A 25,002-nucleotide genomic window follows, 5' to 3' on the forward strand; every position below is an offset into this window, starting at 1 on the left:
GCGGCGGCCCCCCAAATCACTGGCGGATTACGGGCACACCGAGCCTAAGCGAGGTGCCGAGTGGTGGGGCAAGAGCGTTTCGCTTACTTTTGTCTGGGCCGGCATTCCGGCTTTTCAAAAGTGAGCCGCTGTCAGAGCGGAACCATCGGTGGCCGTTACCTAAATAATGGATATGTACTCGGTCAAATCCAATATCCCGGTCGGCTGGCAGGCCGCCTTCGCAGGCAAGCCAGCTCCCACATTTGGATCACCGTGCCTCAGTTAGATCAGCGTCGGCTGTCAAGCCGTCACGGGAGCAAGCTCCCTCGCCACAGGTCCAGCGTCACTCCAAAATTGTGTAGATACCCATGGCCATCGCAGGCAAGCCAGCTCCCATAGTTCTAGCCTTTCAGGGCCTTGAGCTTGGCCAACACCCCTTCCGCTGTCTGCTCACCCATCAACTGCTCACGCACCTTGCCCTTGTCGTCGATGATGTAGGTCACCGGCAAGGCCTCACTGCGCGGAATCTCGAAGATCCCGTCCGGGTTCTGGGCCAGTACCGTGAACTTGATCCCCAGCTTGTCGCTGGCGGCCTTCAGTTCCTCACCCTGCACATTGTCGAAGTTGACGCCGAACACCCCGACATTCTGGCCTTTCAACTGTTCTGCCAGGGCATTGAGCTCGGGGATTTCCGTGCGGCACGGGCCACACCATTCGGCCCAGTAGTTGACCACCAGCCACTGTTTGTCCAGGCGTTCGGCCGCCACTTTCTGGCCGTATTGGTCAACGCCGTAATCGTTACCGCAGCCGCTGAGCAGCAGGGTTGTGATGATCGCCAATGCACCGATCAGTCGCCTTGTCATGGGGTATTCCTTCGCAAAAATGAACGTTGGCTGCGGCCTATCGCCTCTTACGGTTTAAGGACAGGCGCCAGCGCAGGTAGAATACCCGCCACCTTACGCAAGATGCGACCCGCACATGACCGATCTGACGCTTTATCACAACCCGCGCTGCTCGAAATCCCGCGGTGCGCTGGAACTGCTGGAAGCCCGCGGCCTCACCCCGACCGTCGTGCGCTACCTGGAAGCCCCGCTGGATGCCGCGCAAATCGAGGCCCTGCTGAAAAAACTGGGGATCAGCGCACGCCAACTGCTGCGCACCGGCGAAGACGAATACAAAACCCTGAACCTGGCCGACGCCAGCCTCAGCGACACCCAGCTGATCGCCACCATCGCAGCCCATCCCAAGCTGATGGAACGCCCGATCCTGGAAACCGCCGACAAAGCCATCATTGGCCGCCCGCCCGAGAACGTGCTGGAGATCCTGCCGTGACTACGCCCTATGTGCTGGTGTTGTATTACAGCCGCAACGGCTCGGTGAGCGAGATGGCCCGACAGATTGCCCGCGGTATCGAGCAAGGCGGCATGGAAGCGCGGTTGCGCACCGTGCCGGCGATTTCCACCGAGTGCGAAGCGGTGGCACCAAGCATTCCCGACGAAGGCGCGCTGTATGCCAGCCTGGACGACCTGAAGCACTGCTCGGGCCTGGCCCTGGGCAGCCCGACCCGGTTCGGCAACATGGCCGCGCCGCTCAAGTACTTCCTCGATGGCACCAGCAACCTGTGGCTCACCGGCGCTTTGGTTGGCAAGCCGGCCGGCGTGTTCACCTCCACCGCCAGCCTGCATGGCGGCCAGGAAACCACGCTGATGTCGATGCTGCTGCCGCTGCTGCACCACGGCATGCTGATCACCGGCCTGCCCTACAGCGAGCAGGCGCTGCTCGACACCCAGGGCGGCGGCACGCCGTATGGCGCCAGCCACCATTCCGGGCCAGACGGCAAGCGTATGCTCGATCAACATGAAATCACCTTGTGCCGGGCCTTGGGCCTGCGCCTGGCCAAGACCGCCACGCTGTTGGAGAACGGCCGTGGCCAGGAAGCCTAAGGTCCTGCCGCCACGGGAGTGGCTGGAGCCACGGGTCAAGGTGGCACGCGCGCTAAGCCTGCTGGCGTTCTTGGGCCTGGTGGGTTTGTTGTGCGTGTACTACCTGTTGGTCGCCGACCTGCATGGGGCGCGCCCGTGGGTCATCCTGCTGATCGAGCTGGTGCCGCTGCTGATACTTGCGCCAGGCATGCTGATGGGCAGCGCACGCGGGCATTCGTGGATGTGCTTTGCGGTGAACCTGTATTTCATCAAGGGCGCACTGGCGGCGTATGACCCGAACCGCCAGTGGTTTGGTGCGCTGGAGATGCTGGCGAGCCTGGCGGTGTTTTGCACGGCGTTGCTGTATGTGCGTTGGCGGCATCAATTGAACCGGCGGCTGGCCGATTGACTGATCGTTCCCACGCTCCGCGTGGGAATGCTGCCCAGGACGCTCTGCGTCCCGGGCCTAGTTGCAAGGGTGACGCGGAGCGTCACAGGATGCATTCCCACGCGGAGCGTGGGAACGATCAGTATCAATGGTTGACGGTATAGGCCAACATCATCGACAGCTGACACATCGGCCGCCCACTCTCGGCATGCCACTGGTTGAAGGCACCCTGTACTGTCGCCAAATCGCGCAGGCTGGTCGGCGCCTTGTCGACGATCTTCTGCGCATTCAACGCTGCCACCACGTCATCGCTCGGTACAAAGGTGTCCTTGCCGACCATGCGCAGGAAGCGAGGCGCCGACAGGCCGCCCAACTGGTGGCCGTGCTTGCTCAGGTACTTCCAGAGCCCGACGATATCGGTCACCGGCCAATCAGCGATAAACGCGCCGAAGCTGCCTTTCTCCTGCTCGATATCCAGGATCATCTGCGCGTTGCGCGGCACACTCTTGAGCTTGCCCAGGTGGCGGATGATGCGGGTGTCCTGCATCAGCCGTTCCAGGTGTTCGGCACCCATCAGCACGACTTTTTCCGGGTCGAAGCCAAAGAACACCTGCTCGAACGCCGGCCATTTGGCATCGACCACGCTGTGCTTCAAACCGGCGCGGAACACTCGCAGCGCCAAGGTCGACAGGTAACGGTCATCCGCTATCTTGCGCAATTGCGCCGGGGTCTTGGGCACCGGCAGATGGGCTTCCAACTTGGCCGCCGAACCGAAGCGGTTCAGACAATATTCGTGCAGCCACTTGTAATCGCGCATGCCCTCTCCTGTCAGTCGAATTGAAAACGGCGCCCGCAAGCGCCGTGTACTAGAGCCTCGGGAAGACTCAGAGGTTCACTACATTGACGAAACGCGATGCGGCGGTCTCATCGATTTTCAAGCTGGTGAAGTCGAACAGGTTGCGGTCGGCCAATTGCGACGGGATCACGTTTTGCAGGCTGCGGAAGATACTTTCGGTACGCCCAGGGGTCTTGCGCTCCCAGTCCACCAGCATCTCCTTGACCACCTGGCGCTGCAGGTTTTCCTGGGAGCCGCACAGGTTGCACGGGATGATCGGGAATTGCTTGAAATCGGAGTAAGCCTGGATGTCCTTCTCGTTGCAATACGCCAGCGGGCGGATCACTACGTTGCGCCCATCATCGGCACGCAGCTTGGGCGGCATGGCCTTGAGCGAGCCGTTGAAGAACATATTGAGGAAGAAGGTTTCGACGATGTCATCGCGGTGATGACCCAGGGCCATCTTGGTCGCGCCGATCTCATCGGCAAAGGTATAGAGCGTGCCACGGCGCAGGCGCGAGCACAGCGAGCAGGTGGTCTTGCCTTCCGGGATCAATTCCTTGACCACCGAGTAGGTGTCTTTCTCGACGATGTGGTACTCGACGCCCAGTTCTTTCAGATAGGCCGGCAGCACATGCTCAGGGAAACCGGGTTGCTTCTGGTCCATGTTGACCGCCACGATCTCGAACTTGATTGGCGCGACCTTTTGCAGGTGCAGCAACACGTCGAGCATGGTGTAGCTGTCTTTGCCGCCGGAGAGGCAGACCATGACCTTGTCGCCGTCCTCGATCATGTTGAAATCGGCGACCGCTTCACCGGCCAGGCGACGCAGGCGTTTTTGCAGTTTGTTCTGGTTGACTGTAAGAGTGCCCATGGCGCTTGGATCCGCAAAGGTGTGTGACGAAAAGCGCAGCATTTTACCGGTAAGACTGGCGCAGATCCAATGTGGAAGCTGGCTTGCCTGCGATAGCGGTGTGCCAGTCAACATCTCTGTTCCTGACAGGCCGCCATCGCAGGCAAGCCAGCTCCCACACTGGATCCCATGACCTCAGACAGACCACACCGCGATTAGCCCCCCTGTTTACAGCGCAATTTGCTCTAAAGCCCCTACGGTTATTCCGGTCATCCCTTTCTATACTGCGACTTGAGGTCGCACATCTATCCAGACCTTTCAGGCCATATGGCCCGTGGGCGCTCCGATGGGGGGCGATGGTAATAACGACAGGAGTGACTGGCATGATCCATCACGTCGTGGGGCTGTTTACCCATCCCGACCAGGAATGGCGGGAAATCCGTGGCGATAAAGAAGAAAGCATCAGCCACATGTACCTCACTCATACCCTGATTCTCGCGGCGATCCCCGCCATTTCCGCCTTTATTGGCACCACTCAAGTCGGCTGGGTCATCGGCAACCGTGCCCCGGTGATGCTGACCCAGGAAAGCGCGCTGTGGATGACCCTTATGTCCTACGCGGCCATGCTGTGCGGCGTGGCGGTGATGGGCGCGTTCATTCACTGGATGGCCCGCACCTACGACGCCAGCCCAAGCATGGCCCGCTGCGTGGCATTTGCCACTTACACCGCCACACCCTTGTTTATCGGCGGGCTGGCGGCGCTCTACCCGCATATGTGGCTGGGCATGGTCGTGGGCACGGCGGCGATCTGCTACACGGTGTACCTGCTGTATGTGGGGCTGCCGACCTTCATGAGTATCGACCCGGATGAAGGCTTCCTGTTTTCCAGCTCGGTATTGGCCGTCGGCCTGGTGGTGCTGGTAGCGATCATGGCCTTTACCGTGATCGTCTGGGGCCTGGGCGTCGGGCCGATCTACACCAGTTGAACGAAAAACCCCGCATGCAAGGCCACCGCAAGGTGGCTTTGTGCGTTATGCATGACCATTCGGCGCCTGACAGATTCGGAAACACCCAGCTTTGCGGCATACTGGGAGTCTCTGGAGATATGTACAGCATGCCCGAGCAACTCAATACCCGCGTCGAAGATTGTTTCCTGCAAGCCGAATCCTTTTTCAAACGAAGCTTCAAACGCCCCCAGGTCAGCCTCAAGCTGCGGGGCCAGAAAGCCGGTGTCGCGCATTTGCACGAGAACCTGCTGCGCTTCAACCCTCAGTTGTACCGTGAAAACAGCCAACACTTTCTCAAGCAAACCGTGGCCCACGAAGTGGCGCACCTGATTGCCCACCAATTGTTCGGCGAGCGTATCCAGCCCCATGGCGAGGAATGGCAGTTGATCATGCGCGGGGTTTACGAACTTCCGCCAGACCGTTGCCATACCTACGAGGTCAAGCGCCGGCAAGTGACTCGCTATATTTACCGCTGCCCGTGTGCGGACAGTGATTTTCCGTTTTCACCGCAGCGCCATGGGCTGGTGAACCAGGGGCGGCGGTATTTGTGTCGGCGGTGTCGGCAGACGCTGGTGTTCACCGGGGAAACTCGGGTGGAATGAGGGCCTCTTCGCAGGCAAGCCAGCGAAAGCGTCGGCTCAGTCAACCTACAACCTTGGCCTGCCGCAATTGCTCTATCCGCTCAATACCGAACCCCAACTCCGCCAGCACCTCATCACTGTGCGCCCCCACCGCCACTCCAATATGCCTGGGCGCCGGCAACCCCTCGGAGAATTTCAGCGGGCAGGCCAATTGCGCTTGTGTCGAGCCATCACCCCGGGGCACCTGGCTGACCAGCTCCCGCGCCTTCAACTGGGGATGCTCCACCGCTTCGCTCAAACTCAACACCGGCTCAACACAGGCATCCACTCCGGCAAACAACTCACACAACTGGTCAAAACTGCGCTTCTCGAACTCCACCTGCAACGCCTGCTTGAGCACGCCTTGCCGCTCGGGCGTCACGCTGTGCGCCGCCAGTTCCGGGCGCCCCAAGGCCGCGCACAACTGCTGCATAAACCCCGGCTCCAAACTGCCCACCGACATCCAGCGCCCATCGCGTGTGCGGTAGTAGTCATAGAAACTCCCGCCATTGAGCACATGGTTCTCCCACCCAGGCTCGACCCCGCAAGCCAGGTAACCGGCCCCAGCCATGGCGTTCAGGCTGAACGAGCAATCGGTCATGCTCACATCCAGGTATTGCCCCACCCCGCTTTGCTGCCTGGCAATTACCGCCGCCAGCAAGCCCACCACGGCATGCAGCGAACCGCCTGCCACATCAGCCAGTTGTACGCCCAGGGGCAACGGGCCGGTGTCCTGGCGCCCGGTATGGCTGGCGACGCCGGCCAACGCCAGGTAGTTGATATCGTGCCCGGCGCGGTCCTTATAGGGGCCGGTCTGGCCGTAGCCGGTGATCGACACATAGATCAGCCGCGGGTTGATCGCCTTCAGCGCCTCATAGCCCAGGCCCAGGCGCGCCATGACACCGGGGCGGAACTGCTCGAGCAGGATGTCATGGCCCTTGACCAACTCACGCACAATCTCCAGCGCCTCGGCCTGCTTGAGGTCCAGGGCCAGGCTACGCTTGTTGCGATTGAGGTAGGCGTGGCTGGCCGAGGTACCACGATCATGGGGCGGCAACACACGTAACAGGTCCATCCGTGTGGGCGATTCGATACGCAGCACCTCGGCGCCCATGTCCGCCAGCATCAGGGAGGCAAACGGGCCGGGCAGCAAGGTGGAAAAATCCAACACTTTAAGGGACGCCAAGGGACCTGACATGGGGACTCCAGTTGGGTTGCGAATACTCACAGACTAGGCAGCCGGACGCCTGCCGGCAATCGTCAGAACGATCAACCACAGTGACCGTTTTGATCACGGCGGGCTTTTTCGCGGCGGCGGCTTTATCATTGGCCGACGTTTGTTGGCAGAGTCTTCCATGAAGTTCGCGATTGCACTGTATAGCGCCGCCCACGCGCCCTCCTCGCGCCGCGCCCTGTTGTTCGCCCAGGCGGCGCTGGCCGGCGGGCATGAGATCGTGCGGCTGTTTTTCTACCAGGACGGCGTGTACAGCGCGTCCAATAACATCGTCGCGCCCCAGGATGAGCAAGACATTGCGCGCCAATGGCGCGAGTTTGTCAGCCAGCACCAACTCGACGGCGTGGTGTGCATCGCCGCCGCCCTGCGCCGGGGGGTGCTTAATGCCGAAGAAGCTGCGCGTTACCAACGCAGCGCGATCAACCTGGAAGCACCCTGGGCGTTGTCGGGCCTGGGGCAATTGCATGACGCGATCCAGGACGCCGACCGCCTGATCTGTTTTGGAGGGCCGTGACATGTCCAGATCCTTGTTGGTGATCAGCCGCCAGGCCCCGTGGTCCGGGCCGAGTGCGCGGGAAGCACTGGATATCGTGCTGGCCGGCGGCGCGTTCGATCTGCCCATTGGCCTGCTGTTCCTGGATGACGGTGTGTTCCAACTGGCGCTGAACCAAGCGGCCAAGGCCGTGCAACAGAAAGACCTGAGTGCCAACCTGCAGGCCCTGGGCCTGTTCGGCATTGATGACGTGTTCGCGTGCAGCCATAGCCTGACCGCACGCGGGTTGCCGCCGCCTGCCCACGCGCAGGCGCTCGACAGCCAAGCCATTTCCCAGCTGATTGACCGTTACGACCAGGTGATTACCCTCTGATGTCGACTCTACATGTGGTGTCTCATTCCCCGTTTACCGACAGCCGCCTCGATAGCAGCCTGCGCATCTGTGGGGCCGAGGACGCAATCCTGCTGTGCGGCGACGGAGCCTACGGCCTGCACACGCCCGCCCTGCAAACCAAAGGCGTAAAGGTGTTTGTGCTGGCCGAGGACATGCAGGCGCGCAACCTGCCGCTGCCCGACTGGGCTGACAGCGTCGATTACCCAGGCTTCGTGCAACTGTCGATCGACTACGACAAGGTCAACACCTGGCTATGAACACCTTGACCGTCGGCGCACGCACCCTGGAACTGGATAAGGACGGCTACCTCGTCGACCTCAACGACTGGTCCGATGAAGTGGCGAATGCCCTGGCCGCTGCCGAAGCCTTGGAGCTGACCCCGGCACACTGGGAAATCCTCACCCTGCTGCGCCAGTTCTACACCGAATTCCAGCTGTCTCCCGCCACGCGCCCGCTGATCAAGTACACCGCCTTGAAGCTGGGCCCGGAAAAGGGCAACAGCCTGCACCTCAACAAACTGTTCAACGGCACTCCCGCCAAACTCGCCGCCAAGCTGGCGGGCCTGCCCAGGCCGACGAATTGCTTATGACCGACTTTGCCCCCCTGACTCTCGTAACACCCCAAGAGCACCCCTTTGCGCAGTTCGTGCGCATCCTCGGCAAAGGCAAGCGTGGCGCGCGCAACCTCACCCGCGAGGAAGCCCGGGAAGCCATGGGCATGCTGCTCGACGAAAAGGTCGAGGACACCCAGCTCGGCGCCTTCCTGATGCTGCTGCGCCACAAGGAAGAAAGCCCGGAAGAACTCGCGGGCTTCACCGAAGCCGTACGTGAGCGCCTGCACGCGCCAGCGCTGAACGTCGATATCGACTGGCCGACCTACGCCGGTAAAAAGCGCCACCTGCCGTGGTTCCTGCTGGCAGCCAAATGCCTGGCACAGAACGGCGTGCGCATCCTGATGCACGGCGGCGGCGCCCACACTGCGGGGCGCTTGTACACCGAGCAATTGCTGGACGGCTTGCAGATCCCGCTGTGCCGCGACTGGCAACAGGTCCAGAGCGCCTTCGCCCACGGCAACCTGGCATTTATCCCGCTGGGTGATTGGGCCCCACAGCTGCAACGCATGATCGACCTGCGCAACACCCTGGGCCTGCGCTCGCCTATCCACTCTCTGGCGCGCCTGCTCAACCCGCTGAATGCGCGTTGTGGCCTGCAAAGCATTTTCCACCCCGGTTACCAGGGCGTGCATCGCGATGCCAGTGGCTTGCTGGGTGACAACGTGATTGTGGTCAAGGGCGACGGCGGCGAGATCGAAATCAACCCCGACACCCTCAGTCATCTGTATGGCACCACTGGCGGCCAGAGCTGGGACGAAGAGTGGCCCGCCCTTTCCGTCCAGCGCCACGTCAAACCGGCAACGCTTGAGCCCGAGCACCTAAAAGCACTGTGGCGCGGCGACGTCGAGGACAGCTACCCGCAGCTGGCGTTGATCGCCACCATGGCGTTGGCCCTGCGCGGCCTTGGTCACCCGCGGCAACAGGCGTTCGAGTTGGCCCAGCAGTACTGGGACGCACGGGATAAATCGATTTAATCGATCATTCACGCCGGTTCTTTGCGCTTTTAGTTCGAACTCATCTCTTTAGACTGGGCTCCAACGCTTATCAGCCAAGGAGCCAGTCATGGGTTTATTGATCGAAGGACAGTGGAAAGACCAGTGGTACGAAAGTAGCGCCGATGGCGCTTCCCAACGGGAACAGGCACAACGCCGCAACTGGGTGACCGCCGATGGCGCGCCAGGCCCGAGTGGTGAAGGCGGCTTCAAGGCCGAGGCCGGTCGCTATCACCTCTATGTATCCCTCGCCTGCCCGTGGGCGCACCGCACCTTGATCCTGCGCAAGCTCAAGGGCCTGGAAAGCCTGATCGACGTCTCGGTGGTCAGTTGGCTGATGCTGGAAAACGGCTGGACCTTCGACAAGGCCCACGGCTCCAGCGGCGACAAACTGGACGGTTTCAACTTCATGCACCAACGCTACACCGCCGATACCGCCGACTATACCGGGCGCGTGACCGTGCCGGTGCTGTGGGACAAAAAGCTCAAGCGCATCGTCAGCAATGAATCGGCGGAGATCATCCGCATGTTCAACAGTGCGTTCAATGCGCTGACCGGCAATACCCTGGATTTCTACCCCCAAGCCCTGCATTCGACCATCGACAGCCTCAACGAACGCATCTACCCCGCCGTGAACAACGGCGTGTACCGCGCAGGTTTCGCCACCTCACAACAGGCGTATGAAAGCGCGTTTGATGATGTGTTTGCCGAGCTGGATCATTTGGAACAGCACCTGGGCAGCCATCGTTATCTGGCCGGCGAGTACCTGACCGAAGCCGATGTGCGGCTGTTCACTACGCTGATTCGTTTTGATGCGGTGTACTACAGCCACTTCAAATGCAACCTGCGGCGAATTGCCGACTATGCAAATTTGTCGAACTGGCTGCGGGAGATGTATCAGTGGCCAGGCGTGGCCGAGACGGTGGATTTCGAGCATATCAAGGGGCATTACTATGCCAGCCATCGCACGATCAACCCGACGGGGATTGTGCCGAAGGGGCCGTTGCAGGGGTTTGATACGGAGCATGATCGGGTGCGGCTGCCGGGTAAAGGTGTCTTTGGCTGATAACTCCTGTGGCGAGGGAGCTTGCTCCCGCTGGGCTGCGTAGCGGCCCCAAAAATTTGGGAGCGCTTCGCACTTCACGGGAGCAAGCTCCCTCGCCACAGGAGCCGGTTCAGACTTGGGACTGGGCGCCCTCGAACCACTTGAGCTTCTCACGCAACACCACCACCTCACCCACGATCACCAGTGTCGGCGCATGCACTTCATGCTCCGCCACCATGCGCGGCAGGTCGGCCAGGGTGCCGGTGAACACGCGCTGGTTGGACGTGGTGCCCTGCTGGATCAGCGCCGCTGGGGTATCTGCAGAGCGCCCGTGCTTGATCAACTGCTCGCAAATGATCGGCAAGCCAATCAAGCCCATGTAGAACACCAGGGTCTGTGAGGGGCCGACCAGGTCTTGCCAAGGCAAGTCCGAGGTACCGTTCTTCAAGTGCCCGGTAATAAACCGTACCGACTGGGCATAATCGCGGTGAGTCAGCGGAATCCCGGCATAAGCCGCACAACCACTGGCTGCCGTAATACCCGGCACCACCTGGAACGGGATGCCGTGGGCTGCCAACTCTTCGATCTCTTCGCCACCACGACCAAAGATGAACGGGTCACCCCCCTTGAGGCGCAGCACGCGCTTGCCTTGCTTGGCCAGGTCGACCAGTTGCTGGTTGATCTGGTCCTGAGGCACCGCGTGATCGGCACGACGCTTGCCGACGTACACGCGCTCGGCATCACGACGGCACAGTTCCAAAATCGCCGGCGCAACCAAACGGTCGTACAGCACCACGTCGGCTTGCTGCATCAGGCGCAATGCGCGGAAGGTCAGCAAATCCGGGTCGCCTGGGCCTGCACCCACCAGGTACACCTCACCGGGCGCATAAGGCGGGGCGCCATTGACCTTTTCGATCAACAGGCGCTCGGCCTCCTCGCCCTGCCCGGCCAACTGGCGGTCGGCAATCGGGCCCTGGAACACTTCTTCCCAGAACGCCCGGCGTTGCTGCACATCCGGGTACAAACCTTTGACCTGAGCCCGAAAACGCGCGGCCAGCCCAGCCAATTGACCGTAGGTCGAGGGAATCCAGGTTTCCAACTTGGCGCGGATCAGCCGTGCCAGTACCGGCGCGTCACCGCCGCTGGAGACGGCAATCACCAAGGGTGACCGGTCGACAATCGCCGGGAAGATCACGCTGCACAACGCTGGCGCGTCCACCACATTGACCGGCACGCAGCGACGCTTGGCATCACTGGATACTTGCGCATTCAGTGGCTCATCGTCGGTAGCCGCGATAATCAGGGTGCAACCGTCCAGGTCGGCCTCCTGATAACCGCGCAACATCAGTTCCCCGCCACTGCCCAGCACCAGCTCACGCAGCTGGCTTTCGATCTGGGGAGCAACCACCCGCAACACCGCGCCGGCATCGGCCAGCAGCCGGGATTTGCGCAAGGCAATCTCCCCACCACCGACGACCAACACACGACTGCCGCGCAGGTTATGAAACAGCGGCAGAAATTCCATTTAGCGGATGACCTCAACGCCCGCCATGTACGGCTTGAGCACCTCAGGTACACGGATCGAACCGTCCGCCTGCTGGTAGTTTTCCAGCACGGCCACCAGGGTACGGCCTACGGCCAGGCCCGAACCGTTGAGGGTGTGCACCAGCTCCGGCTTGCCGGTTTCCGGGTTGCGGAAACGCGCCTGCATGCGACGGGCCTGGAAGTCACCGCAGTTGGAGCACGACGAAATCTCGCGGTATTTGTCCTGGCTCGGCACCCACACTTCCAGGTCGTAGGTTTTCACGGCGCTGAAGCCCATGTCGCCCGTGCACAGGGCCAGTACGCGGTACGGCAGCTCCAGCAGCTGCAACACGCGCTCGGCGTTGGCAGTCAGGCCTTCCAGGGCTTGCATGGAGGTCGACGGTTCTACTACCTGGACCATTTCAACCTTGTCGAACTGATGCTGGCGGATCATGCCACGGGTGTCGCGACCCGATGCGCCGGCTTCGCTACGGAAGCACGGGCTGTGGGCAACCAGCTTCAACGGCAGTTGCTTGGCGTCGAGGATTTCGCCGGCGACGATATTGGTCAGCGACACTTCGGCCGTCGGGATCAGGTACAGGTCGGCTTCGCCGTCGCGGCTGATCTTGAACAGGTCTTCTTCGAATTTCGGCAGTTGGCTGGTGCCCATCAACGCCGGCGCCTGAACCAGGTACGGGGTGTAGGCCTCTTCGTAACCGTGTTCGCCGGTGTGCAGGTTGATCATGAACTGCGCCAGTGCACGGTGCATGCGCGCAATCGGGCCGCGCAGCAAGGCAAAGCGTGCGCCGGACATTTTTGCCGCGGTTTCAAAATCCAGGCCACCGGTCAATTCGCCCAGGGCGACGTGGTCCTTGATCTCGAAATCGAAGGCTTTCGGCGTGCCCCAGCGGCGCACTTCGACGTTGCCGTCTTCATCTTCGCCGACCGGCACAGATTCGTGGGGCAGGTTCGGAATGCCCAGCAGGATCGAATCCAATTGGGTCTGAATGCCTTCCAGCTCGATTTTGCCGTCGGACAGCTCAGTGCCCATGCGCTCGACATCCGCCATCAACGGCGCGATGTCTTCACCGCGCTGCTTGGCCTGGCCGATGGACTTGGAGCGCGCATTACGTTCAGCCTGCAGTGCTTCGGTGCGGGTCTGGACGGTCTTGCGCTGTTCTTCCAGCGCTTCGATGCGCGCAACATCCAAGGCAAAGCCACGGGATGCCAGGCGGTCCGCTACGTCCTGAAGGTTGCTACGTAACAGTTTGGAATCGAGCATGTCGGTCTCTCGTTATCAAAGTTTGGTCAAGGACAGGCCAGCCCAGGTGGCGAGCAGCCCGCCGAATACGCTGATGGCCGCATAGCCAATCGCCAGCGGCACTTGCCCGCTTTCCAGCAGGCGCACGGTATCCAGTGAAAAGGATGAAAAAGTCGTCAGGCCGCCAAGAAAGCCAACCATCAGGCCGGCACGTACCTCGACAGGCACTTCCGGGCGTAACAAAAACAGGCCGTATAACACGCCGATCAACAGGCAGCCCACGATATTAACGGCGAGCGTCGCCGTATAGAAGTGTTTCGGCCAATTGGCGTTGATCCAATTGCCGGTAGCAAAGCGCAGCAGTGTACCGGCGATACCTCCTGCCGAAACCGCGACCACCAAAGGAATCATGATTTTCTCCGCTGCCGGGGGCTCAGGCGGTCGAGAGTGGCCAGGTGGTTGAGTTTCTCACCGATCTTCAGCTCCAGGCCACGGGGCACTGGCTGGTAGAACGGCTGCGGCTCCAACTCATCGGGGAAGTAGTCTTCGCCGGCCGCGTAGGCGTCCGGCTCATCGTGGGCATAACGGTATTCGTCGCCATACCCCAGCTGCTTCATCAGCTTGGTCGGCGCGTTGCGCAGGTGCAGCGGCACTTCGAGGGAACCATGCTCGGCGGCCGCACGCAGGGCCGACTTGAAGCCCATGTACACCGCGTTGCTTTTGGGCGCGCAGGCCAGGTAAGTGATGGCCTGGGCGACCGCCAACTCGCCTTCCGGACTGCCGAGGCGCTCCTGCACCTCCCAGGCGGCCAGGCACAGGCTCAGGGCCCGCGGGTCGGCATTGCCGATGTCTTCGCTGGCCATGCGCACCACACGACGCGCCAGGTACAGCGGGTCGCAACCGCCATCGATCATGCGCGCAAACCAATACAGCGCGCCATCAGGGTTGGAACCGCGTACGGATTTGTGCAGCGCGGAAATCTGGTCGTAGAAGGCTTCGCCGCCCTTGTCGAAACGCCGGCGTGTGTCACCGAGCAAGCTTTGCAACAGGTCGACGCCAATCTCGCCGCCGTCTTCGGCCAGGTCGGAAGCATTCTCCAGCAAGTTGAGAAAGCGGCGCCCGTCGCCATCGGCGGCGGTCAGCAAAATCTTGAAACCTTCATCGCTGAGGCTCAGCTGGCGCTTGCCCAGCCCCTTGTCTTCGCTCAAGGCTCGGTGCAGCAGCTTTCGCATCGCCGCTTCATCCAGGCTCTTGAGCACATAGACCCGCGCCCGTGACAACAAGGCGTTGTTCAATTCAAAGGAAGGGTTTTCGGTGGTGGCGCCGATAAAGATCAGCGTACCGTCCTCGACATAAGGCAGGAACGCATCCTGCTGCGACTTGTTGAAGCGATGCACTTCGTCGACGAACAGGATAGTGCGTTTACCGTATTGCCCGGCCTGCTGCTTGGCGACTTCCACCGCCTGGCGGATCTCCTTGACCCCGGCGAGCACCGCCGAGACCGTTTCAAAGTGCGCATCCGAGACCTTCGCCAGCAACCGCGCCAGGGTGGTCTTGCCCACGCCCGGCGGCCCCCAGAAAATCATCGAATGCAGCGCACCCTGCTCCAGGGCTTCGCGCAAGGGCTTGCCCCGAGCGAGCAGGTGTTCCTGACCGACGTACTCATCCAGGTTGGTCGAACGCAAGCGCGCGGCCAACGGCTGGGCAATCGGGTCACTTCGAAACAGATCCATGGGCAGCGTTTGAAACCTCTGGGCAGTTTATTCCTGGATCACGTCGGCACCCTTGGGGATGTCGAACTTGAACTTGGACGCGGGCACCGGCTGGTTGGCCTTGACCCCGGAGAACAGGATATCGGTGCGCTGGCCGACGCTGTCGACCAGGCGCATGTTGTTGATCACGCCGTTGCCGAACGACAGGGACAGCGTGTCAAACAACGTGTCCTTGGATTTTGGCTTGAGGGTGAACTCGATGACGTTGCTGGTCTGCTTGGAGGTGATGTCGAAGCTGTCGTTGATTTTCGACACATCACCCGACAGCAGCAGTGCCGGGGTCTGGTTCAGGCGCGGATCGAGCTTCTTGATGGTCGCCTGTTCCAGGTCCGGGTCCCACAGCGTGACTTTCTGGCCGTCGGAAACAATGGTCTGCTCCGCCTTGCCTTCGGTATGCCAATAGAACAGCCCTGGGCGCTGCACGGCCATTTCACCGGCGGTTTCCTGCAACTGGGTGCCGCCGGCATCCAGGGTCAGCTGGGAGAAGCGCGCGGTGAGGGTCTGGGATTTGTCCAACAGGTTCTTCAGGCTGGCGACGGAAGCCGGGTCAGCGTGAGCCGAAACAGCGGTCAGGGCTAGGGCTGGCAACAACAGCATGCGGATAAAGCGCATGGGAGTCCTCATTGAGTAGTCAGGGCACGCCGCGTGTTGCCACGCGGCGCGGAATCAGTCGCGCATCTGCCCGGGGGCGATGACTTCACGCGAGCCATTGGTGTTCATTGCGGTCACGACGCCGGCCATTTCCATGGCTTCGATCATGCGGGCGGCACGGTTGTAGCCGATTTTCAGCTTGCGCTGCACCGCGGAGATCGACGCACGGCGGCTTTCCAGTACGAAGGCCACGGCTTCGTCATACAAAGCGTCGGTCTCGGCATCGTCATCACCGCCACCGCCGCCATTTTCAAAGCCGCTGCCGGCTTCTTCGACGCCGTTGAGGATGTCGTCGTTGTACTCGGGCGCGCCGCGCAGTTTCCAGGCTTCGACCACACGGTGGACTTCGTCATCGGAAACAAAGGCGCCGTGAACGCGAATCGGCAGGCTGGTGCCCGGCGGCATGTAGAGCATGTCACCGTGGCCCAGCAGTTGCTCGGCGCCACCCTGGTCAATGATGGTGCGCGAGTCGATCTTGCTGGAGACCTGGAACGCCATGCGGGTCGGAATGTTGGCCTTGATCAGGCCGGTGATCACGTCCACCGACGGCCGCTGTGTCGCGAGGATCAAGTGGATACCCGCCGCCCGTGCCTTCTGGGCGATACGGGCGATCAGCTCTTCAACCTTCTTGCCGACGATCATCATCATGTCGGCAAATTCATCGACCACCACCACGATGGTCGGCAGCTTGGTCAGCAGTGGTGCTTCATCGTGAATACTTTCGCGCTTGTACAGCGGGTCGGTCAGCGGTGTGCCGGCGTCCTGGGCTTCCTTGACCTTGGCATTGAAGCCCGACAGGTTACGCACGCCCATCTTCGCCATGAGCTTGTAGCGGCGCTCCATCTCGGCAACGCTCCAGCGCAGGGCGTTGGCGGCGTCCTTCATGTCGGTGACCACCGGGCACAGCAGGTGCGGGATGCCTTCGTAGATCGACAGTTCCAGCATCTTCGGGTCGATCATGATCAGCTTGGCGTCATCCGGCCCGGACTTGAACAGGATCGACAGGATCATGGCGTTCACACCCACCGACTTACCGGAACCAGTGGTACCGGCTACCAGCAAGTGCGGCATTTTCGCCAGGTCGGTAATCACCGGCTTGCCGCCGATGTCATGGCCGAGCGCCAGGGTGACCGGCGATTTGAAGTTGTCGTATTCCGGCGTCGACAGCACTTCGGAGAAGCGCACGATCTGGCGGTCTTCGTTGGGAATCTCGATACCCACGGTGGTCTTGCCCGGGATCACTTCCACCACGCGCACGCTGGTCACGGCCAGGGAACGTGCCAAGTCTTTGGCCAGGTTGGAAATGCGGCTGACTTTTACCCCGGCGGCCGGTTGGATTTCGTAACGGGTGATCACCGGGCCCGGATGGATCGAGTCCACCGACACTTCGACGCCGAATTCCTTGAGCTTGATTTCCAGCAGGTGGCCGACGGCCGCCAGGGATTCGGGGGAATAGTTGAGTTGTTTCTTTTCGGCCGGGTCCAGAATCGAGATCGGCGGCAAGGTGCCTTCGACGGCGCTGTCGATGAACAGCGGTGCCTGCTTCTCTTTTTGCACGCGATGGCTGGGCTCCGGCGCCTTGGGCGGTGCCGGGGCGATCACGGGCGGCACCTGCTTTTCACGGTCCGACATGTGCTTGCTCAGGGCCTGCTCGCGCTCGATCAAGCGCTCCTTGACCTTGGCTTGCTCGCGCCGATCCGGCGTGCTTGGGGCCACCACCTCGTTGACACGGGTGTCGACCTCACGCAGCTGCGCCACCATTTGCTTGCGCTCGACACGGGCGGCCCACCAGCGGTTGGCGGCGCCCTGGAACAATTCGAACAGGTCGAGGGTGATCTTGCCGGTCACGTCCATCACCTTGAACCATGACAGGTCGGTGAATACCGTGAGGCCGAACAGGAACAGCGCGATGAACATCAGGGTGCTGCCCTGGATATTCAGGGTCCTGCGCGCCAGGTCGCCAAGGCTTTCACCCAGGGCCCCGCCCGCGCCCGCCGGCAGACCGGTCGGGGCATGGAAGTGGATATGCGCCAGCGCAGCGCCCGACAGCACCAGGAACACCAGGCCGATCAGGCGCCAGGAGAACAGCCAGCCGCTCCACTGCCACGGCTCGTGACGCTGGCGGAAGATCTGCCAGGTCTTGATCGCCAGCAACAGCGGGAAAATGTAGGCGAAGTAACCCAGGATCATGAAGAGGATATCGGCGCTGTAGGAACCTACAGGGCCGCCGAAATTCTGCACGTCATCGATCTTGCTGTTATGGCTCCAGCCCGGATCGTCCTTGCCATAGGTCAGCAAGGCCATCATCAGGAACAGGCACAGCGCACCGATGGCAATCAGTGCGCCTTCCTTGAGTCGGTAATGCAGGTGCTGGCGCCAGGCCGGTACGACTGCTGCTTTAGGTGCTGCGGCGGATTTCTTCAAAACGGGTCTATTCCTGCGCCTTTAGCGCGTCCATCTGTTGAATGACTACACACGACTGTTCTATCCGGAACAGTTGAAAAATGAACGAATGTTGCTGAATCTACTTTTAACACCCGGTGACGGATAGGTGAAATGGCGATAACGCCACAATGGCCGCATTGTACGGGTTTGCGTGCGCGATGCCACACACTTGCCCTTCACCTGACTGCACGGACAATTTGAGCATGCATTGCCTTTGCTGACAAAGGCTTATGAGCTGTATTTAGCAATCCAGGCAAGCTTGGCAAATGGCCGGCATGCGCCAGACCCGATTACGACCACACCCTGTGTACAGAGTTGCAGAAACACCCGTTCATGCTAATCCTCGCCAATAGCCTATTCGGGCTGGCCCCATGGCGCAGGGTCGTCAATAATCAACGCTTGCGGTGCAGGTGCATGACCTGCCACTCCCCTCCCCTTCCCTAAGCCTGGATGCCATGCTGACCTGGTTACAACGCGACACCCTGACGTTCCCTCCCTTGGCCAAGGCCATGCGCGAACCCAACGGCCTGCTCGCCGCCGGTGGCGACCTGTCGGCCGAACGACTGATCCAGGCCTACCGCCATGGCTGCTTCCCCTGGTTCTCCGAAGGCCAGCCTATCCTCTGGTGGTCGCCAGACCCGCGCACGGTGATTTTCCCCGACGAGCTGCATGTTTCCCGCAGCCTGGGCAAATTATTGCGCCAGCAGCGCTATACCGTGACCTTCGACCAGGATTTCGCCGCCGTCATCCAAGCCTGCGCCGCGCCCCGTGCCTACGCCGATGGCACCTGGATCACCGAAGGTATCCAGAAGGCTTATCTGGAGCTGCACCAACGCGGCTATGCGCATTCCGTCGAGGTCTGGGACCAGGGCGAACTGGTAGGTGGCCTGTATGGCCTGGCGATGGGCCAGTTGTTTTTTGGCGAGTCCATGTTCAGCCGCGCCGACAACGCCTCCAAATTCGGCTTCGCCACATTGACCCGGCAACTGCAAGCCTGGGGATTTGTGCTGATCGATTGCCAGATGCCCAACGATCACCTGCACAGCCTGGGTGCCCGCGGCATACCCCGCAGCGTCTTCGCTGACTTCCTGCATAAACATCTGGACCAACCCAACGCCGGGCCGTGGGTTTCCTAGGCGAGTTTCGCGCACGTGGCTTACACTTATTTCAAAGCTTATCCCGAGGGTTGATCATGACCGAGCTGGCGCGCTTGAAGTTCTATGCCACTCAAGCCCACTCATGCAGCTATCTGCCCGACGAGCAGGCCACCACGCTGTTCCTCGATCCCAGCCAGCCCATGGACGTGCATGTGTATGCCGACCTGTCCGAGATGGGCTTCCGGCGCAGCGGCGATCACCTGTATCGCCCCCATTGCCAGAACTGCAACGCGTGCGTGCCTGCGCGTATCCCGGTTGCGCAGTTTTCGCCCGACCGTAATCAGAAACGCATTCTCAAGCGCAACGCTGACCTGACAGTACACGCCACCAAACCCCAATACAGCGAAGAATATTTCGATCTCTACCAACGCTATATCGAGCAGCGTCATGCCGACGGCGATATGTATCCGCCCAGCCGCGACCAGTTTTCCACATTCCTGGTGCGTGACTTGCCTTTTTCGCGTTTCTACGAGTTCCGCCTCGACGGCCGCCTGTTGGCCGTAGCGGTGACCGACCTACTGCCCAACGGCCTCTCGGCGGTGTACACCTTCTATGAACCGACCGAAGAACGCCGCAGCCTCGGGCGCTTCGCCATCCTCTGGCAAATAGGCGAAGCGCTGCGCCTGGAGCTGGAAGCGGTGTACCTCGGATACTGGATCAAGAACTGCAAAAAGATGAACTACAAGACCCAATATCGGCCCATTGAGCTGCTGATTAATCAAAGATGGGTCACGCTTAACTAGAACCCCTTGGCTTGAACACCCTTTTTCGGGCACAATGCACGCCGCTTTTGCCTGGCGCAGTTGCACCGGGCCATTCACTGGATACCGAGGGCTTTACTGCATGTCGAAAGAAGACAGCTTCGAAATGGAAGGCACTGTCGTCGACACCCTGCCCAACACCATGTTTCGTGTGGAGTTGGAAAATGGGCACGTCGTAACCGCGCATATCTCCGGCAAGATGCGCAAGAACTACATTCGTATTCTTACCGGTGACAAAGTGCGCGTCGAGCTGACGCCCTATGACTTGAGCAAAGGGCGCATCACTTACCGCGCTCGCTAAGCAAGTCAATACAAAACGCCCGGTTATACCGGGCGTTTTTGTGTGCGCAGGATTTAACAGTCGCCACTTGACCCTGTGGGAGCTGGCTTGCCTGNAACGATGTGCGACTGAAGGACCGTCATCGCAGGCAAGCCAGCTCCCACAGTTGACCGTCATTGTCTCGTAATCGTATTTCAGGCAGCAAAAAGGCGCCTTTCGGCGCCTTTTGCAATGTTGCAGCTAACGATCAGGCCATTTCAGCCGTGGTCTCGAACTCGAAGGTCAGCTCGCCGTCCTTCAGGTCGATGTGTACCACCCCACCATGGTCGGAGAGTTCGCCGAACAGGATCTCTTCGGCCAGTGGCCGCTTGATCTTGTCCTGGATCAGACGCGCCATTGGGCGTGCGCCCATTGCCGCATCGTAGCCGCCCTCTGCGATCCAACTGCGGGCCGCTTCCGTCACATCCAGCTGCACGCGCTTGTCTTCCAACTGCGCTTGAAGCTCGGTGAGGAACTTGTCCACCACGCTTTTGATGACCTCATGGCTGAGGCGACCAAACTGGATAATGGTGTCCAGGCGGTTGCGGAACTCCGGCGTGAAGCTCTTCTTGATGACTTCCATGGCATCGGAGGAGTGATCCTGATGCGTAAAACCGATCGAAGCCCGCGCCGCGGTTTCGGCACCGGCGTTGGTGGTCATGATCACGATCACGTTGCGGAAGTCTGCCTTGCGCCCGTTGTTATCGGTCAGGGTCCCGTGGTCCATGACCTGCAATAGCAGGTTGAAGACTTCCGGGTGAGCCTTTTCGATTTCATCGAGCAACAATACGCAATGTGGCTGCTTGGTGATCGCCTCGGTCAACAGGCCGCCCTGGTCGAAGCCAACATAGCCCGGAGGCGCACCGATCAAGCGCGACACAGTGTGGCGCTCCATGTACTCGGACATGTCGAAACGGACCAGTTCGATGCCCATGGCCTTGGCCAGCTGGCGAGCCGCCTCGGTCTTGCCGACGCCGGTCGGGCCTGCGAACAGGAACGAACCGACTGGCTTGTCCGGCGACTTGAGGCCAGCACGCGACAACTTGATCGCCGTGGACAGCGAGTCGATGGCCGCATCCTGGCCAAACACAGTGAGCTTGAGGTCGCGCTCCAGGTTACGCAGCAACTCCTTGTCGGAGCTGGTGACGTGTTTTGGCGGAATCCGCGCTATCTTGGCCACGATGTCCTCGACTTGAGGCACGTCGATGCGCTTCACGCGCTTCTCGACCGGCTGCAGGCGCTGGTAGGCACCCGCTTCGTCGATCACATCGATGGCCTTGTCAGGCATATGCCGGTCATTGATGTAGCGCGACGCCAGCTCAGCCGCCGCACGCAAGGCCTCATCGGTGTATTCGATGCCATGGTGCGCTTCAAAACGCCCCTTGAGCCCGCGCAGGATACCGATGGTGTCTTCAACCGACGGCTCGGACACGTCGACTTTCTGGAAGCGACGCGCCAGGGCACGGTCTTTTTCGAAGATGCCGCGGAATTCCTGGAACGTGGTCGAACCAATACAACGGATATCACCCGAGGACAGCAGTGGCTTGAGCAGGTTGGAAGCGTCCATCACCCCACCGGAGGCTGCACCGGCGCCAATGATGGTATGGATCTCGTCGATGAACAGGATGGCCTGTGGACGCTTTTTCAACTCACCGAGCAACGCCTTGAAGCGTTTCTCGAAATCGCCACGGTACTTGGTCCCGGCGAGCAACGCGCCCAGGTCAAGGGAATAGACGACACTGCTGGCCAGCAGGTCTGGCACCTGGTTGTCGACAATGCGCTTGGCCAGGCCTTCGGCAATCGCGGTCTTACCCACGCCCGCCTCGCCCACCAGCAACGGGTTGTTCTTGCGACGACGCGCAAGGATCTGCGCTACACGCTCAACCTCATGCTCACGCCCCACCAGCGGATCGATCCGCCCCTGGCGCGCCATTTCATTGAGGTTGCTGGCATAGGCATCCAGCGGATTGCTCGAAGAAGAAGACTCACCGCCCTCCTCGTCCTGCATATCCTGCTCACCCTCGGAATGATCGCCGTGCCCAGGCACTTTAGAGATACCGTGGGCGATGTAATTGACTACATCAATACGGGCAACGCTCTGCTGCTTGAGCAGGAACACGGCCTGGCTTTCCTGTTCGCTGAAAATTGCCACAAGCACGTTCGCGCCCGTGACTTCACGCTTACCGGAGCTCTGTACGTGGAACACAGCACGCTGCAATACCCGCTGGAACCCCAGGGTTGGCTGGGTTTCGCGGTCCTCGTCATGCACGGGGATCAGTGGCGTGGTGGAGTCGATAAACTCCTGCAGGTCATGCTTGAGCTTGTCGAGGTTGGCGCCGCACGCACGTAGAACGGTGGCGGCAGCTTCGTTATCCAAAAGTGCCAACAGCAGGTGTTCGACGGTCATGAATTCATGACGCTTCGAACGAGCCTCCTTGAAGGCAAGATTGAGGGTGACTTCGAGCTCGCGGTTTAACATAGCTTCACCTCATACCCAAGTGGTCGGCGTTAACCGTCCTTCTCGATTTCACAGAGTAGCGGATGCTGGCTTTCCCTGGCGTACTGGTTGACCTGCATGGCCTTTGTCTCGGCGATGTCGCGGGTAAACACTCCACATACTGCCCGTCCTTCTGTGTGAACGGCCAGCATTACCTTGGTCGCCAACTCGCGGTTCAGGTTAAAAAACACCTCGAGCACTTCGACGACGAAATCCATCGGTGTGTAGTCATCATTGAACAAAACCACCTTGTACATCGGCGGCGCCTGTAAAGCAGGCTTGGCCTCCTGGACAGCAATGCCTGCAGAACCGTCGTCGTCATGTTCCTGATCCGGGCGATCCTGATTGAATGTTAGTCGAATCTGGCTGTTTGCATGCATGGGAAAGAAAGGTTCGTCAGTGGTTCAATTACAGTGGTGGGGGCGGCCTGTCAGAATTTCAACTCTGACCCTTGGGTCACCTTGACTATCGGCGAAACGGTGTTACAACAAATAGAGCCCACAGTGGGTAAAAAAGGTCCGCGCAGTCAACCTTATTTATTCGGGTTAGGACGGATAGACAGGATGATACTCCAGTGATGGAGTCTGGTGCAGAGGGATAAGGGAATGGCTAGTGGTAAGGTCAAGTGGTTCAACAATGCCAAGGGTTACGGCTTCATTAATGAAGACGGCAAGCAAGAAGACCTTTTTGCGCATTTCTCAGCGATCCAGGCGGATGGGTACAAAACGCTGAAGGCGGGTCAACCGGTATCCTTTGACATTACCCAGGGCCCAAAGGGCTTGCACGCGGTGAATATCAAAGGCATCACCACCACGCCTGCTGTAGAAAACGGCGCGGCGCACGGTCACAAATCAAGACAAGAAAAGCAAGCAGGCCTGACCAGCTTCTGAACAAAGCACTGAAAGCAAACCGGCCGCCCCGAATCATCAGGGCGGCCGGTTTTATCTACCTGTTTACATATGCTTGATCAACGCGTCACCAAAGCCCGACGACGACACCAACGTAGCGCCATCCATCAGACGCTCGAAGTCATAGGTCACGGTCTTGGCCGAAATCGCGCCATTGGTGCCCTTGATGATCAGATCCGCCGCCTCGACCCAACCCATATGCCGCAGCATCATTTCTGCCGACAGGATCAATGAACCAGGGTTGACCTGATCCTTGCCCGCATATTTAGGCGCAGTGCCGTGGGTGGCTTCAAACATTGCCACGGTGTCCGACAGGTTGGCTCCCGGCGCAATACCAATACCGCCCACTTCCGCCGCCAGGGCGTCGGACAGGTAATCGCCATTGAGATTGAGGGTCGCGATCACGTCATATTCGGCCGGGCGCAGCAGGATCTGCTGGAGCATGGCGTCGGCAATAGCATCTTTGACCACTACATTCTTGCCGGTCTTGGGGTTCTTGAACTGCATCCACGGCCCGCCATCGAGCAAGGTCGCACCGAACTCTTCAGCCGCCACCTCATAGGCCCACTCCTTGAAGGCACCCTCGGTGAACTTCATGATGTTGCCTTTGTGCACGATGGTCAGCGAGTCGCGGTCGTTATCTACCACATACTGCAAGGCCTTGCGCGCCAGGCGCTTGGTACCCTCTTTGGAGACCGGCTTGACGCCAATCCCGCAATCCTGGTCGAAACGGATCTTGGTAACGCCCATTTCTTCCTTGAGGAACTTGATCACCTTGATCGCTTCCGGCGAACCGGCCTTCCACTCGATGCCCGCGTAAATATCCTCGGAGTTCTCACGGAAGATGGTCATGTCCACGTCGCCTGGCTTTTTCACCGGGCTGGGCACGCCTTCGAACCAGCGCACCGGGCGCAGGCACACATACAGGTCGAGCTGCTGGCGCAGCGCCACGTTCAGCGAACGGATACCGCCACCGACCGGCGTTGTCAGCGGGCCCTTGATGGACACCACGTAATCCTTGACCGCATCCAGGGTTTCCTGGGGCAGCCAGGTGTCCTGGTCGTAGACTTGAGTGGCCTTTTCACCAGCGTACACCTCCATCCAGGAGATTTTGCGCTTGCCGCCGTAAGCCTTTTCAACAGCGGCATCGACCACCTTGATCATCACCGGGCTGATGTCGACGCCAATACCGTCTCCTTCGATGTAGGGGATGATCGGTTGGTCAGGAACATTGAGAGAATGGTCTGCATTGACGGTGATTTTGTCGCCGACTGCCGGAACCTGAATCTTCTTGTATCCCATGCTGAACTCCATCTATGGATTGAACATCTG

At 60.3% G+C, this 25,002-nt stretch carries 28 protein-coding genes; 15 read left to right on the top strand and 13 right to left on the bottom strand.

Annotated elements, in window-relative coordinates; translation table 11 throughout:
* Positions 1 to 380: 380 nt before the first annotated feature.
* Positions 381 to 842, bottom strand: a complete 462-nt coding sequence (locus tag ACTJLA_RS09660) for a TlpA disulfide reductase family protein (RefSeq protein WP_003192057.1) — start codon at positions 840 to 842, stop codon at positions 381 to 383.
* A 115-nt stretch (positions 843 to 957) separates the two neighbouring features.
* On the opposite strand from ACTJLA_RS09660, the gene arsC reads away from it, so the two are divergent.
* The 3 genes from arsC to ACTJLA_RS09675 are packed head-to-tail and all read left to right on the top strand — an operon-like array spanning position 958 to position 2,310.
* Positions 958 to 1,311 (top strand): arsenate reductase (glutaredoxin), encoded by a 354-nt coding sequence (arsC, locus tag ACTJLA_RS09665; RefSeq protein WP_314546298.1) that lies wholly within the window; start codon positions 958 to 960, stop codon positions 1,309 to 1,311.
* A complete protein-coding gene (gene wrbA, locus ACTJLA_RS09670) occupies positions 1,308 to 1,922 on the top strand; it encodes an NAD(P)H:quinone oxidoreductase (protein WP_014718885.1) in 615 nt (204 codons plus the stop codon). The genes arsC and wrbA overlap by 4 nt, the downstream gene beginning before the upstream one ends.
* On the top strand, positions 1,906 to 2,310 hold the full coding sequence (locus ACTJLA_RS09675; RefSeq protein ID WP_054898288.1) for a DUF2069 domain-containing protein: 405 nt from the start codon (positions 1,906 to 1,908) through the stop codon (positions 2,308 to 2,310). Before wrbA ends, ACTJLA_RS09675 begins: the two co-directional genes overlap by 17 nt.
* Positions 2,311 to 2,434: 124 nt before the next feature.
* Here ACTJLA_RS09675 and ACTJLA_RS09680 read toward each other — a convergent pair whose 3' ends face one another.
* Together ACTJLA_RS09680 and ttcA are read right to left on the bottom strand one after the other, a co-directional pair.
* Positions 2,435 to 3,106 (bottom strand): DNA-3-methyladenine glycosylase I, encoded by a 672-nt coding sequence (locus ACTJLA_RS09680; RefSeq protein WP_054898289.1) that lies wholly within the window; start codon positions 3,104 to 3,106, stop codon positions 2,435 to 2,437.
* Positions 3,107 to 3,173: 67 nt separating this feature from the next.
* The gene (gene ttcA, locus ACTJLA_RS09685) at positions 3,174 to 3,998 is read right to left on the bottom strand and encodes a tRNA 2-thiocytidine(32) synthetase TtcA (RefSeq protein ID WP_014718888.1); all 825 of its coding nucleotides are present in this window, start codon (positions 3,996 to 3,998) and stop codon (positions 3,174 to 3,176) included.
* A gap of 362 nt (positions 3,999 to 4,360) precedes the next feature.
* On the opposite strand from ttcA, the gene ACTJLA_RS09690 reads away from it, so the two are divergent.
* A complete protein-coding gene (locus ACTJLA_RS09690) occupies positions 4,361 to 4,963 on the top strand; it encodes a Yip1 family protein (protein WP_014718889.1) in 603 nt (200 codons plus the stop codon).
* A 128-nt stretch (positions 4,964 to 5,091) separates the two neighbouring features.
* Positions 5,092 to 5,586: a SprT family zinc-dependent metalloprotease gene (locus ACTJLA_RS09695; protein ID WP_003192067.1), complete on the top strand. Its 495-nt coding sequence runs from the start codon at positions 5,092 to 5,094 to the stop codon at positions 5,584 to 5,586.
* A gap of 40 nt (positions 5,587 to 5,626) precedes the next feature.
* Here ACTJLA_RS09695 and ACTJLA_RS09700 read toward each other — a convergent pair whose 3' ends face one another.
* Positions 5,627 to 6,802 (bottom strand): CaiB/BaiF CoA transferase family protein, encoded by a 1,176-nt coding sequence (locus tag ACTJLA_RS09700; protein WP_181124824.1) that lies wholly within the window; start codon positions 6,800 to 6,802, stop codon positions 5,627 to 5,629.
* A gap of 157 nt (positions 6,803 to 6,959) precedes the next feature.
* Here ACTJLA_RS09700 and tusD point away from each other — a divergent pair, with 157 nt between their 5' ends.
* The 6 genes from tusD (at position 6,960) to ACTJLA_RS09730 (ending at position 10,396) form a co-directional block, all read left to right on the top strand.
* On the top strand, positions 6,960 to 7,352 hold the full coding sequence (tusD, locus tag ACTJLA_RS09705) for a sulfurtransferase complex subunit TusD (RefSeq protein ID WP_186527164.1): 393 nt from the start codon (positions 6,960 to 6,962) through the stop codon (positions 7,350 to 7,352).
* Between the two features lies 1 nt (position 7,353).
* Positions 7,354 to 7,704 carry a sulfurtransferase complex subunit TusC gene (gene tusC / locus ACTJLA_RS09710; RefSeq protein WP_197883028.1) on the top strand — a complete coding sequence of 117 codons (351 nt, stop codon included), beginning with the start codon at positions 7,354 to 7,356 and terminating at the stop codon, positions 7,702 to 7,704.
* Positions 7,704 to 7,982 carry a sulfurtransferase complex subunit TusB gene (gene tusB, locus ACTJLA_RS09715; protein WP_200583082.1) on the top strand — a complete coding sequence of 93 codons (279 nt, stop codon included), beginning with the start codon at positions 7,704 to 7,706 and terminating at the stop codon, positions 7,980 to 7,982. Before tusC ends, tusB begins: the two co-directional genes overlap by 1 nt.
* The gene (locus tag ACTJLA_RS09720) at positions 7,979 to 8,314 is read left to right on the top strand and encodes a TusE/DsrC/DsvC family sulfur relay protein (RefSeq protein ID WP_014718893.1); all 336 of its coding nucleotides are present in this window, start codon (positions 7,979 to 7,981) and stop codon (positions 8,312 to 8,314) included. The genes tusB and ACTJLA_RS09720 overlap by 4 nt, the downstream gene beginning before the upstream one ends.
* Positions 8,311 to 9,312 (top strand): glycosyl transferase family protein, encoded by a 1,002-nt coding sequence (locus tag ACTJLA_RS09725; RefSeq protein ID WP_314546275.1) that lies wholly within the window; start codon positions 8,311 to 8,313, stop codon positions 9,310 to 9,312. The genes ACTJLA_RS09720 and ACTJLA_RS09725 overlap by 4 nt, the downstream gene beginning before the upstream one ends.
* Before the next feature lie 88 nt (positions 9,313 to 9,400).
* The gene (locus tag ACTJLA_RS09730) at positions 9,401 to 10,396 is read left to right on the top strand and encodes a glutathione S-transferase family protein (RefSeq protein WP_440841146.1); all 996 of its coding nucleotides are present in this window, start codon (positions 9,401 to 9,403) and stop codon (positions 10,394 to 10,396) included.
* A gap of 109 nt (positions 10,397 to 10,505) precedes the next feature.
* On the opposite strand, the gene cysG is transcribed toward ACTJLA_RS09730, so the two are convergent.
* The 6 genes from cysG to ftsK are packed head-to-tail and all read right to left on the bottom strand — an operon-like array spanning position 10,506 to position 18,007.
* The gene (gene cysG / locus ACTJLA_RS09735; protein WP_014718896.1) at positions 10,506 to 11,900 is read right to left on the bottom strand and encodes a siroheme synthase CysG; all 1,395 of its coding nucleotides are present in this window, start codon (positions 11,898 to 11,900) and stop codon (positions 10,506 to 10,508) included.
* A complete protein-coding gene (serS, locus tag ACTJLA_RS09740; RefSeq protein WP_019816715.1) occupies positions 11,901 to 13,181 on the bottom strand; it encodes a serine--tRNA ligase in 1,281 nt (426 codons plus the stop codon). It lies immediately after the preceding gene.
* Between the two features lie 15 nt (positions 13,182 to 13,196).
* Positions 13,197 to 13,571, bottom strand: coding sequence for a fluoride efflux transporter CrcB (gene crcB, locus ACTJLA_RS09745; protein ID WP_003192080.1), 375 nt, complete (start codon positions 13,569 to 13,571; stop codon positions 13,197 to 13,199).
* Complete coding sequence (locus tag ACTJLA_RS09750) at positions 13,568 to 14,893, bottom strand: replication-associated recombination protein A (RefSeq protein WP_314546269.1); 1,326 nt, start codon at positions 14,891 to 14,893, stop codon at positions 13,568 to 13,570. The genes crcB and ACTJLA_RS09750 overlap by 4 nt, the downstream gene beginning before the upstream one ends.
* Positions 14,894 to 14,920: 27 nt before the next feature.
* Positions 14,921 to 15,544, bottom strand: a complete 624-nt coding sequence (lolA, locus tag ACTJLA_RS09755) for an outer membrane lipoprotein chaperone LolA (protein WP_003174700.1) — start codon at positions 15,542 to 15,544, stop codon at positions 14,921 to 14,923.
* Positions 15,545 to 15,598: 54 nt separating this feature from the next.
* Entirely contained in the window at positions 15,599 to 18,007 is a 2,409-nt protein-coding gene (gene ftsK, locus ACTJLA_RS09760; protein ID WP_032896677.1) for a DNA translocase FtsK, read from the bottom strand.
* 476 nt (positions 18,008 to 18,483) lie between these two features.
* Here ftsK and aat point away from each other — a divergent pair, with 476 nt between their 5' ends.
* The 3 genes from aat (at position 18,484) to infA (ending at position 20,247) form a co-directional block, all read left to right on the top strand.
* Positions 18,484 to 19,164, top strand: coding sequence for a leucyl/phenylalanyl-tRNA--protein transferase (gene aat / locus ACTJLA_RS09765; RefSeq protein WP_034127879.1), 681 nt, complete (start codon positions 18,484 to 18,486; stop codon positions 19,162 to 19,164).
* Positions 19,165 to 19,220: 56 nt separating this feature from the next.
* A complete protein-coding gene (locus tag ACTJLA_RS09770; RefSeq protein WP_003192088.1) occupies positions 19,221 to 19,928 on the top strand; it encodes an arginyltransferase in 708 nt (235 codons plus the stop codon).
* Positions 19,929 to 20,028: 100 nt separating this feature from the next.
* Positions 20,029 to 20,247: a translation initiation factor IF-1 gene (gene infA, locus ACTJLA_RS09775; RefSeq protein ID WP_002553999.1), complete on the top strand. Its 219-nt coding sequence runs from the start codon at positions 20,029 to 20,031 to the stop codon at positions 20,245 to 20,247.
* Positions 20,248 to 20,473: 226 nt separating this feature from the next.
* Here infA and clpA read toward each other — a convergent pair whose 3' ends face one another.
* Together clpA and clpS are read right to left on the bottom strand one after the other, a co-directional pair.
* The gene (gene clpA / locus ACTJLA_RS09780) at positions 20,474 to 22,744 is read right to left on the bottom strand and encodes an ATP-dependent Clp protease ATP-binding subunit ClpA (RefSeq protein ID WP_003192090.1); all 2,271 of its coding nucleotides are present in this window, start codon (positions 22,742 to 22,744) and stop codon (positions 20,474 to 20,476) included.
* A gap of 29 nt (positions 22,745 to 22,773) precedes the next feature.
* Positions 22,774 to 23,142 carry an ATP-dependent Clp protease adapter ClpS gene (gene clpS, locus ACTJLA_RS09785; protein ID WP_005789091.1) on the bottom strand — a complete coding sequence of 123 codons (369 nt, stop codon included), beginning with the start codon at positions 23,140 to 23,142 and terminating at the stop codon, positions 22,774 to 22,776.
* Between the two features lie 225 nt (positions 23,143 to 23,367).
* Between clpS and cspD the strand changes: the two genes are divergently transcribed.
* The gene (gene cspD, locus ACTJLA_RS09790) at positions 23,368 to 23,652 is read left to right on the top strand and encodes a cold shock domain-containing protein CspD (protein WP_054899045.1); all 285 of its coding nucleotides are present in this window, start codon (positions 23,368 to 23,370) and stop codon (positions 23,650 to 23,652) included.
* A 63-nt stretch (positions 23,653 to 23,715) separates the two neighbouring features.
* On the opposite strand, the gene icd is transcribed toward cspD, so the two are convergent.
* On the bottom strand, positions 23,716 to 24,972 hold the full coding sequence (gene icd / locus ACTJLA_RS09795; RefSeq protein WP_005789095.1) for an NADP-dependent isocitrate dehydrogenase: 1,257 nt from the start codon (positions 24,970 to 24,972) through the stop codon (positions 23,716 to 23,718).
* Between the last annotated feature and the right edge of the window lie 30 nt (positions 24,973 to 25,002).

Source organism: Pseudomonas sp. 22072 (assembly GCF_052046095.1).
GTDB classification, from domain to species: Bacteria; Pseudomonadota; Gammaproteobacteria; order Pseudomonadales; family Pseudomonadaceae; genus Aquipseudomonas; species Aquipseudomonas paracarnis.

Bases quoted from the DNA above. Each gene is read 5' to 3' on its own strand.
- ACTJLA_RS09680 (WP_054898289.1), bottom strand. From the start codon at position 3,106: ATGCGCGATTACAAGTGGCTGCACGAATATTGTCTGAACCGCTTCGGT.
- clpA (WP_003192090.1), bottom strand. From the start codon at position 22,744: ATGTTAAACCGCGAGCTCGAAGTCACCCTCAATCTTGCCTTCAAGGAG.
- ACTJLA_RS09730 (WP_440841146.1), top strand. From the start codon at position 9,401: ATGGGTTTATTGATCGAAGGACAGTGGAAAGACCAGTGGTACGAAAGT.
- cspD (WP_054899045.1), top strand. From the start codon at position 23,368: ATGGCTAGTGGTAAGGTCAAGTGGTTCAACAATGCCAAGGGTTACGGC.
- clpS (WP_005789091.1), bottom strand. From the start codon at position 23,142: ATGCATGCAAACAGCCAGATTCGACTAACATTCAATCAGGATCGCCCG.
- ACTJLA_RS09720 (WP_014718893.1), top strand. From the start codon at position 7,979: ATGAACACCTTGACCGTCGGCGCACGCACCCTGGAACTGGATAAGGAC.
- crcB (WP_003192080.1), bottom strand. From the start codon at position 13,571: ATGATTCCTTTGGTGGTCGCGGTTTCGGCAGGAGGTATCGCCGGTACA.
- ACTJLA_RS09750 (WP_314546269.1), bottom strand. From the start codon at position 14,893: ATGGATCTGTTTCGAAGTGACCCGATTGCCCAGCCGTTGGCCGCGCGC.
- lolA (WP_003174700.1), bottom strand. From the start codon at position 15,544: ATGCGCTTTATCCGCATGCTGTTGTTGCCAGCCCTAGCCCTGACCGCT.
- ACTJLA_RS09660 (WP_003192057.1), bottom strand. From the start codon at position 842: ATGACAAGGCGACTGATCGGTGCATTGGCGATCATCACAACCCTGCTG.
- cysG (WP_014718896.1), bottom strand. From the start codon at position 11,900: ATGGAATTTCTGCCGCTGTTTCATAACCTGCGCGGCAGTCGTGTGTTG.
- arsC (WP_314546298.1), top strand. From the start codon at position 958: ATGACCGATCTGACGCTTTATCACAACCCGCGCTGCTCGAAATCCCGC.
- ACTJLA_RS09725 (WP_314546275.1), top strand. From the start codon at position 8,311: ATGACCGACTTTGCCCCCCTGACTCTCGTAACACCCCAAGAGCACCCC.
- serS (WP_019816715.1), bottom strand. From the start codon at position 13,181: ATGCTCGATTCCAAACTGTTACGTAGCAACCTTCAGGACGTAGCGGAC.
- icd (WP_005789095.1), bottom strand. From the start codon at position 24,972: ATGGGATACAAGAAGATTCAGGTTCCGGCAGTCGGCGACAAAATCACC.
- ACTJLA_RS09690 (WP_014718889.1), top strand. From the start codon at position 4,361: ATGATCCATCACGTCGTGGGGCTGTTTACCCATCCCGACCAGGAATGG.
- ACTJLA_RS09700 (WP_181124824.1), bottom strand. From the start codon at position 6,802: ATGTCAGGTCCCTTGGCGTCCCTTAAAGTGTTGGATTTTTCCACCTTG.
- ttcA (WP_014718888.1), bottom strand. From the start codon at position 3,998: ATGGGCACTCTTACAGTCAACCAGAACAAACTGCAAAAACGCCTGCGT.
- ACTJLA_RS09695 (WP_003192067.1), top strand. From the start codon at position 5,092: ATGCCCGAGCAACTCAATACCCGCGTCGAAGATTGTTTCCTGCAAGCC.
- tusC (WP_197883028.1), top strand. From the start codon at position 7,354: ATGTCCAGATCCTTGTTGGTGATCAGCCGCCAGGCCCCGTGGTCCGGG.
- infA (WP_002553999.1), top strand. From the start codon at position 20,029: ATGTCGAAAGAAGACAGCTTCGAAATGGAAGGCACTGTCGTCGACACC.
- ACTJLA_RS09770 (WP_003192088.1), top strand. From the start codon at position 19,221: ATGACCGAGCTGGCGCGCTTGAAGTTCTATGCCACTCAAGCCCACTCA.
- aat (WP_034127879.1), top strand. From the start codon at position 18,484: ATGCTGACCTGGTTACAACGCGACACCCTGACGTTCCCTCCCTTGGCC.
- tusD (WP_186527164.1), top strand. From the start codon at position 6,960: ATGAAGTTCGCGATTGCACTGTATAGCGCCGCCCACGCGCCCTCCTCG.
- tusB (WP_200583082.1), top strand. From the start codon at position 7,704: ATGTCGACTCTACATGTGGTGTCTCATTCCCCGTTTACCGACAGCCGC.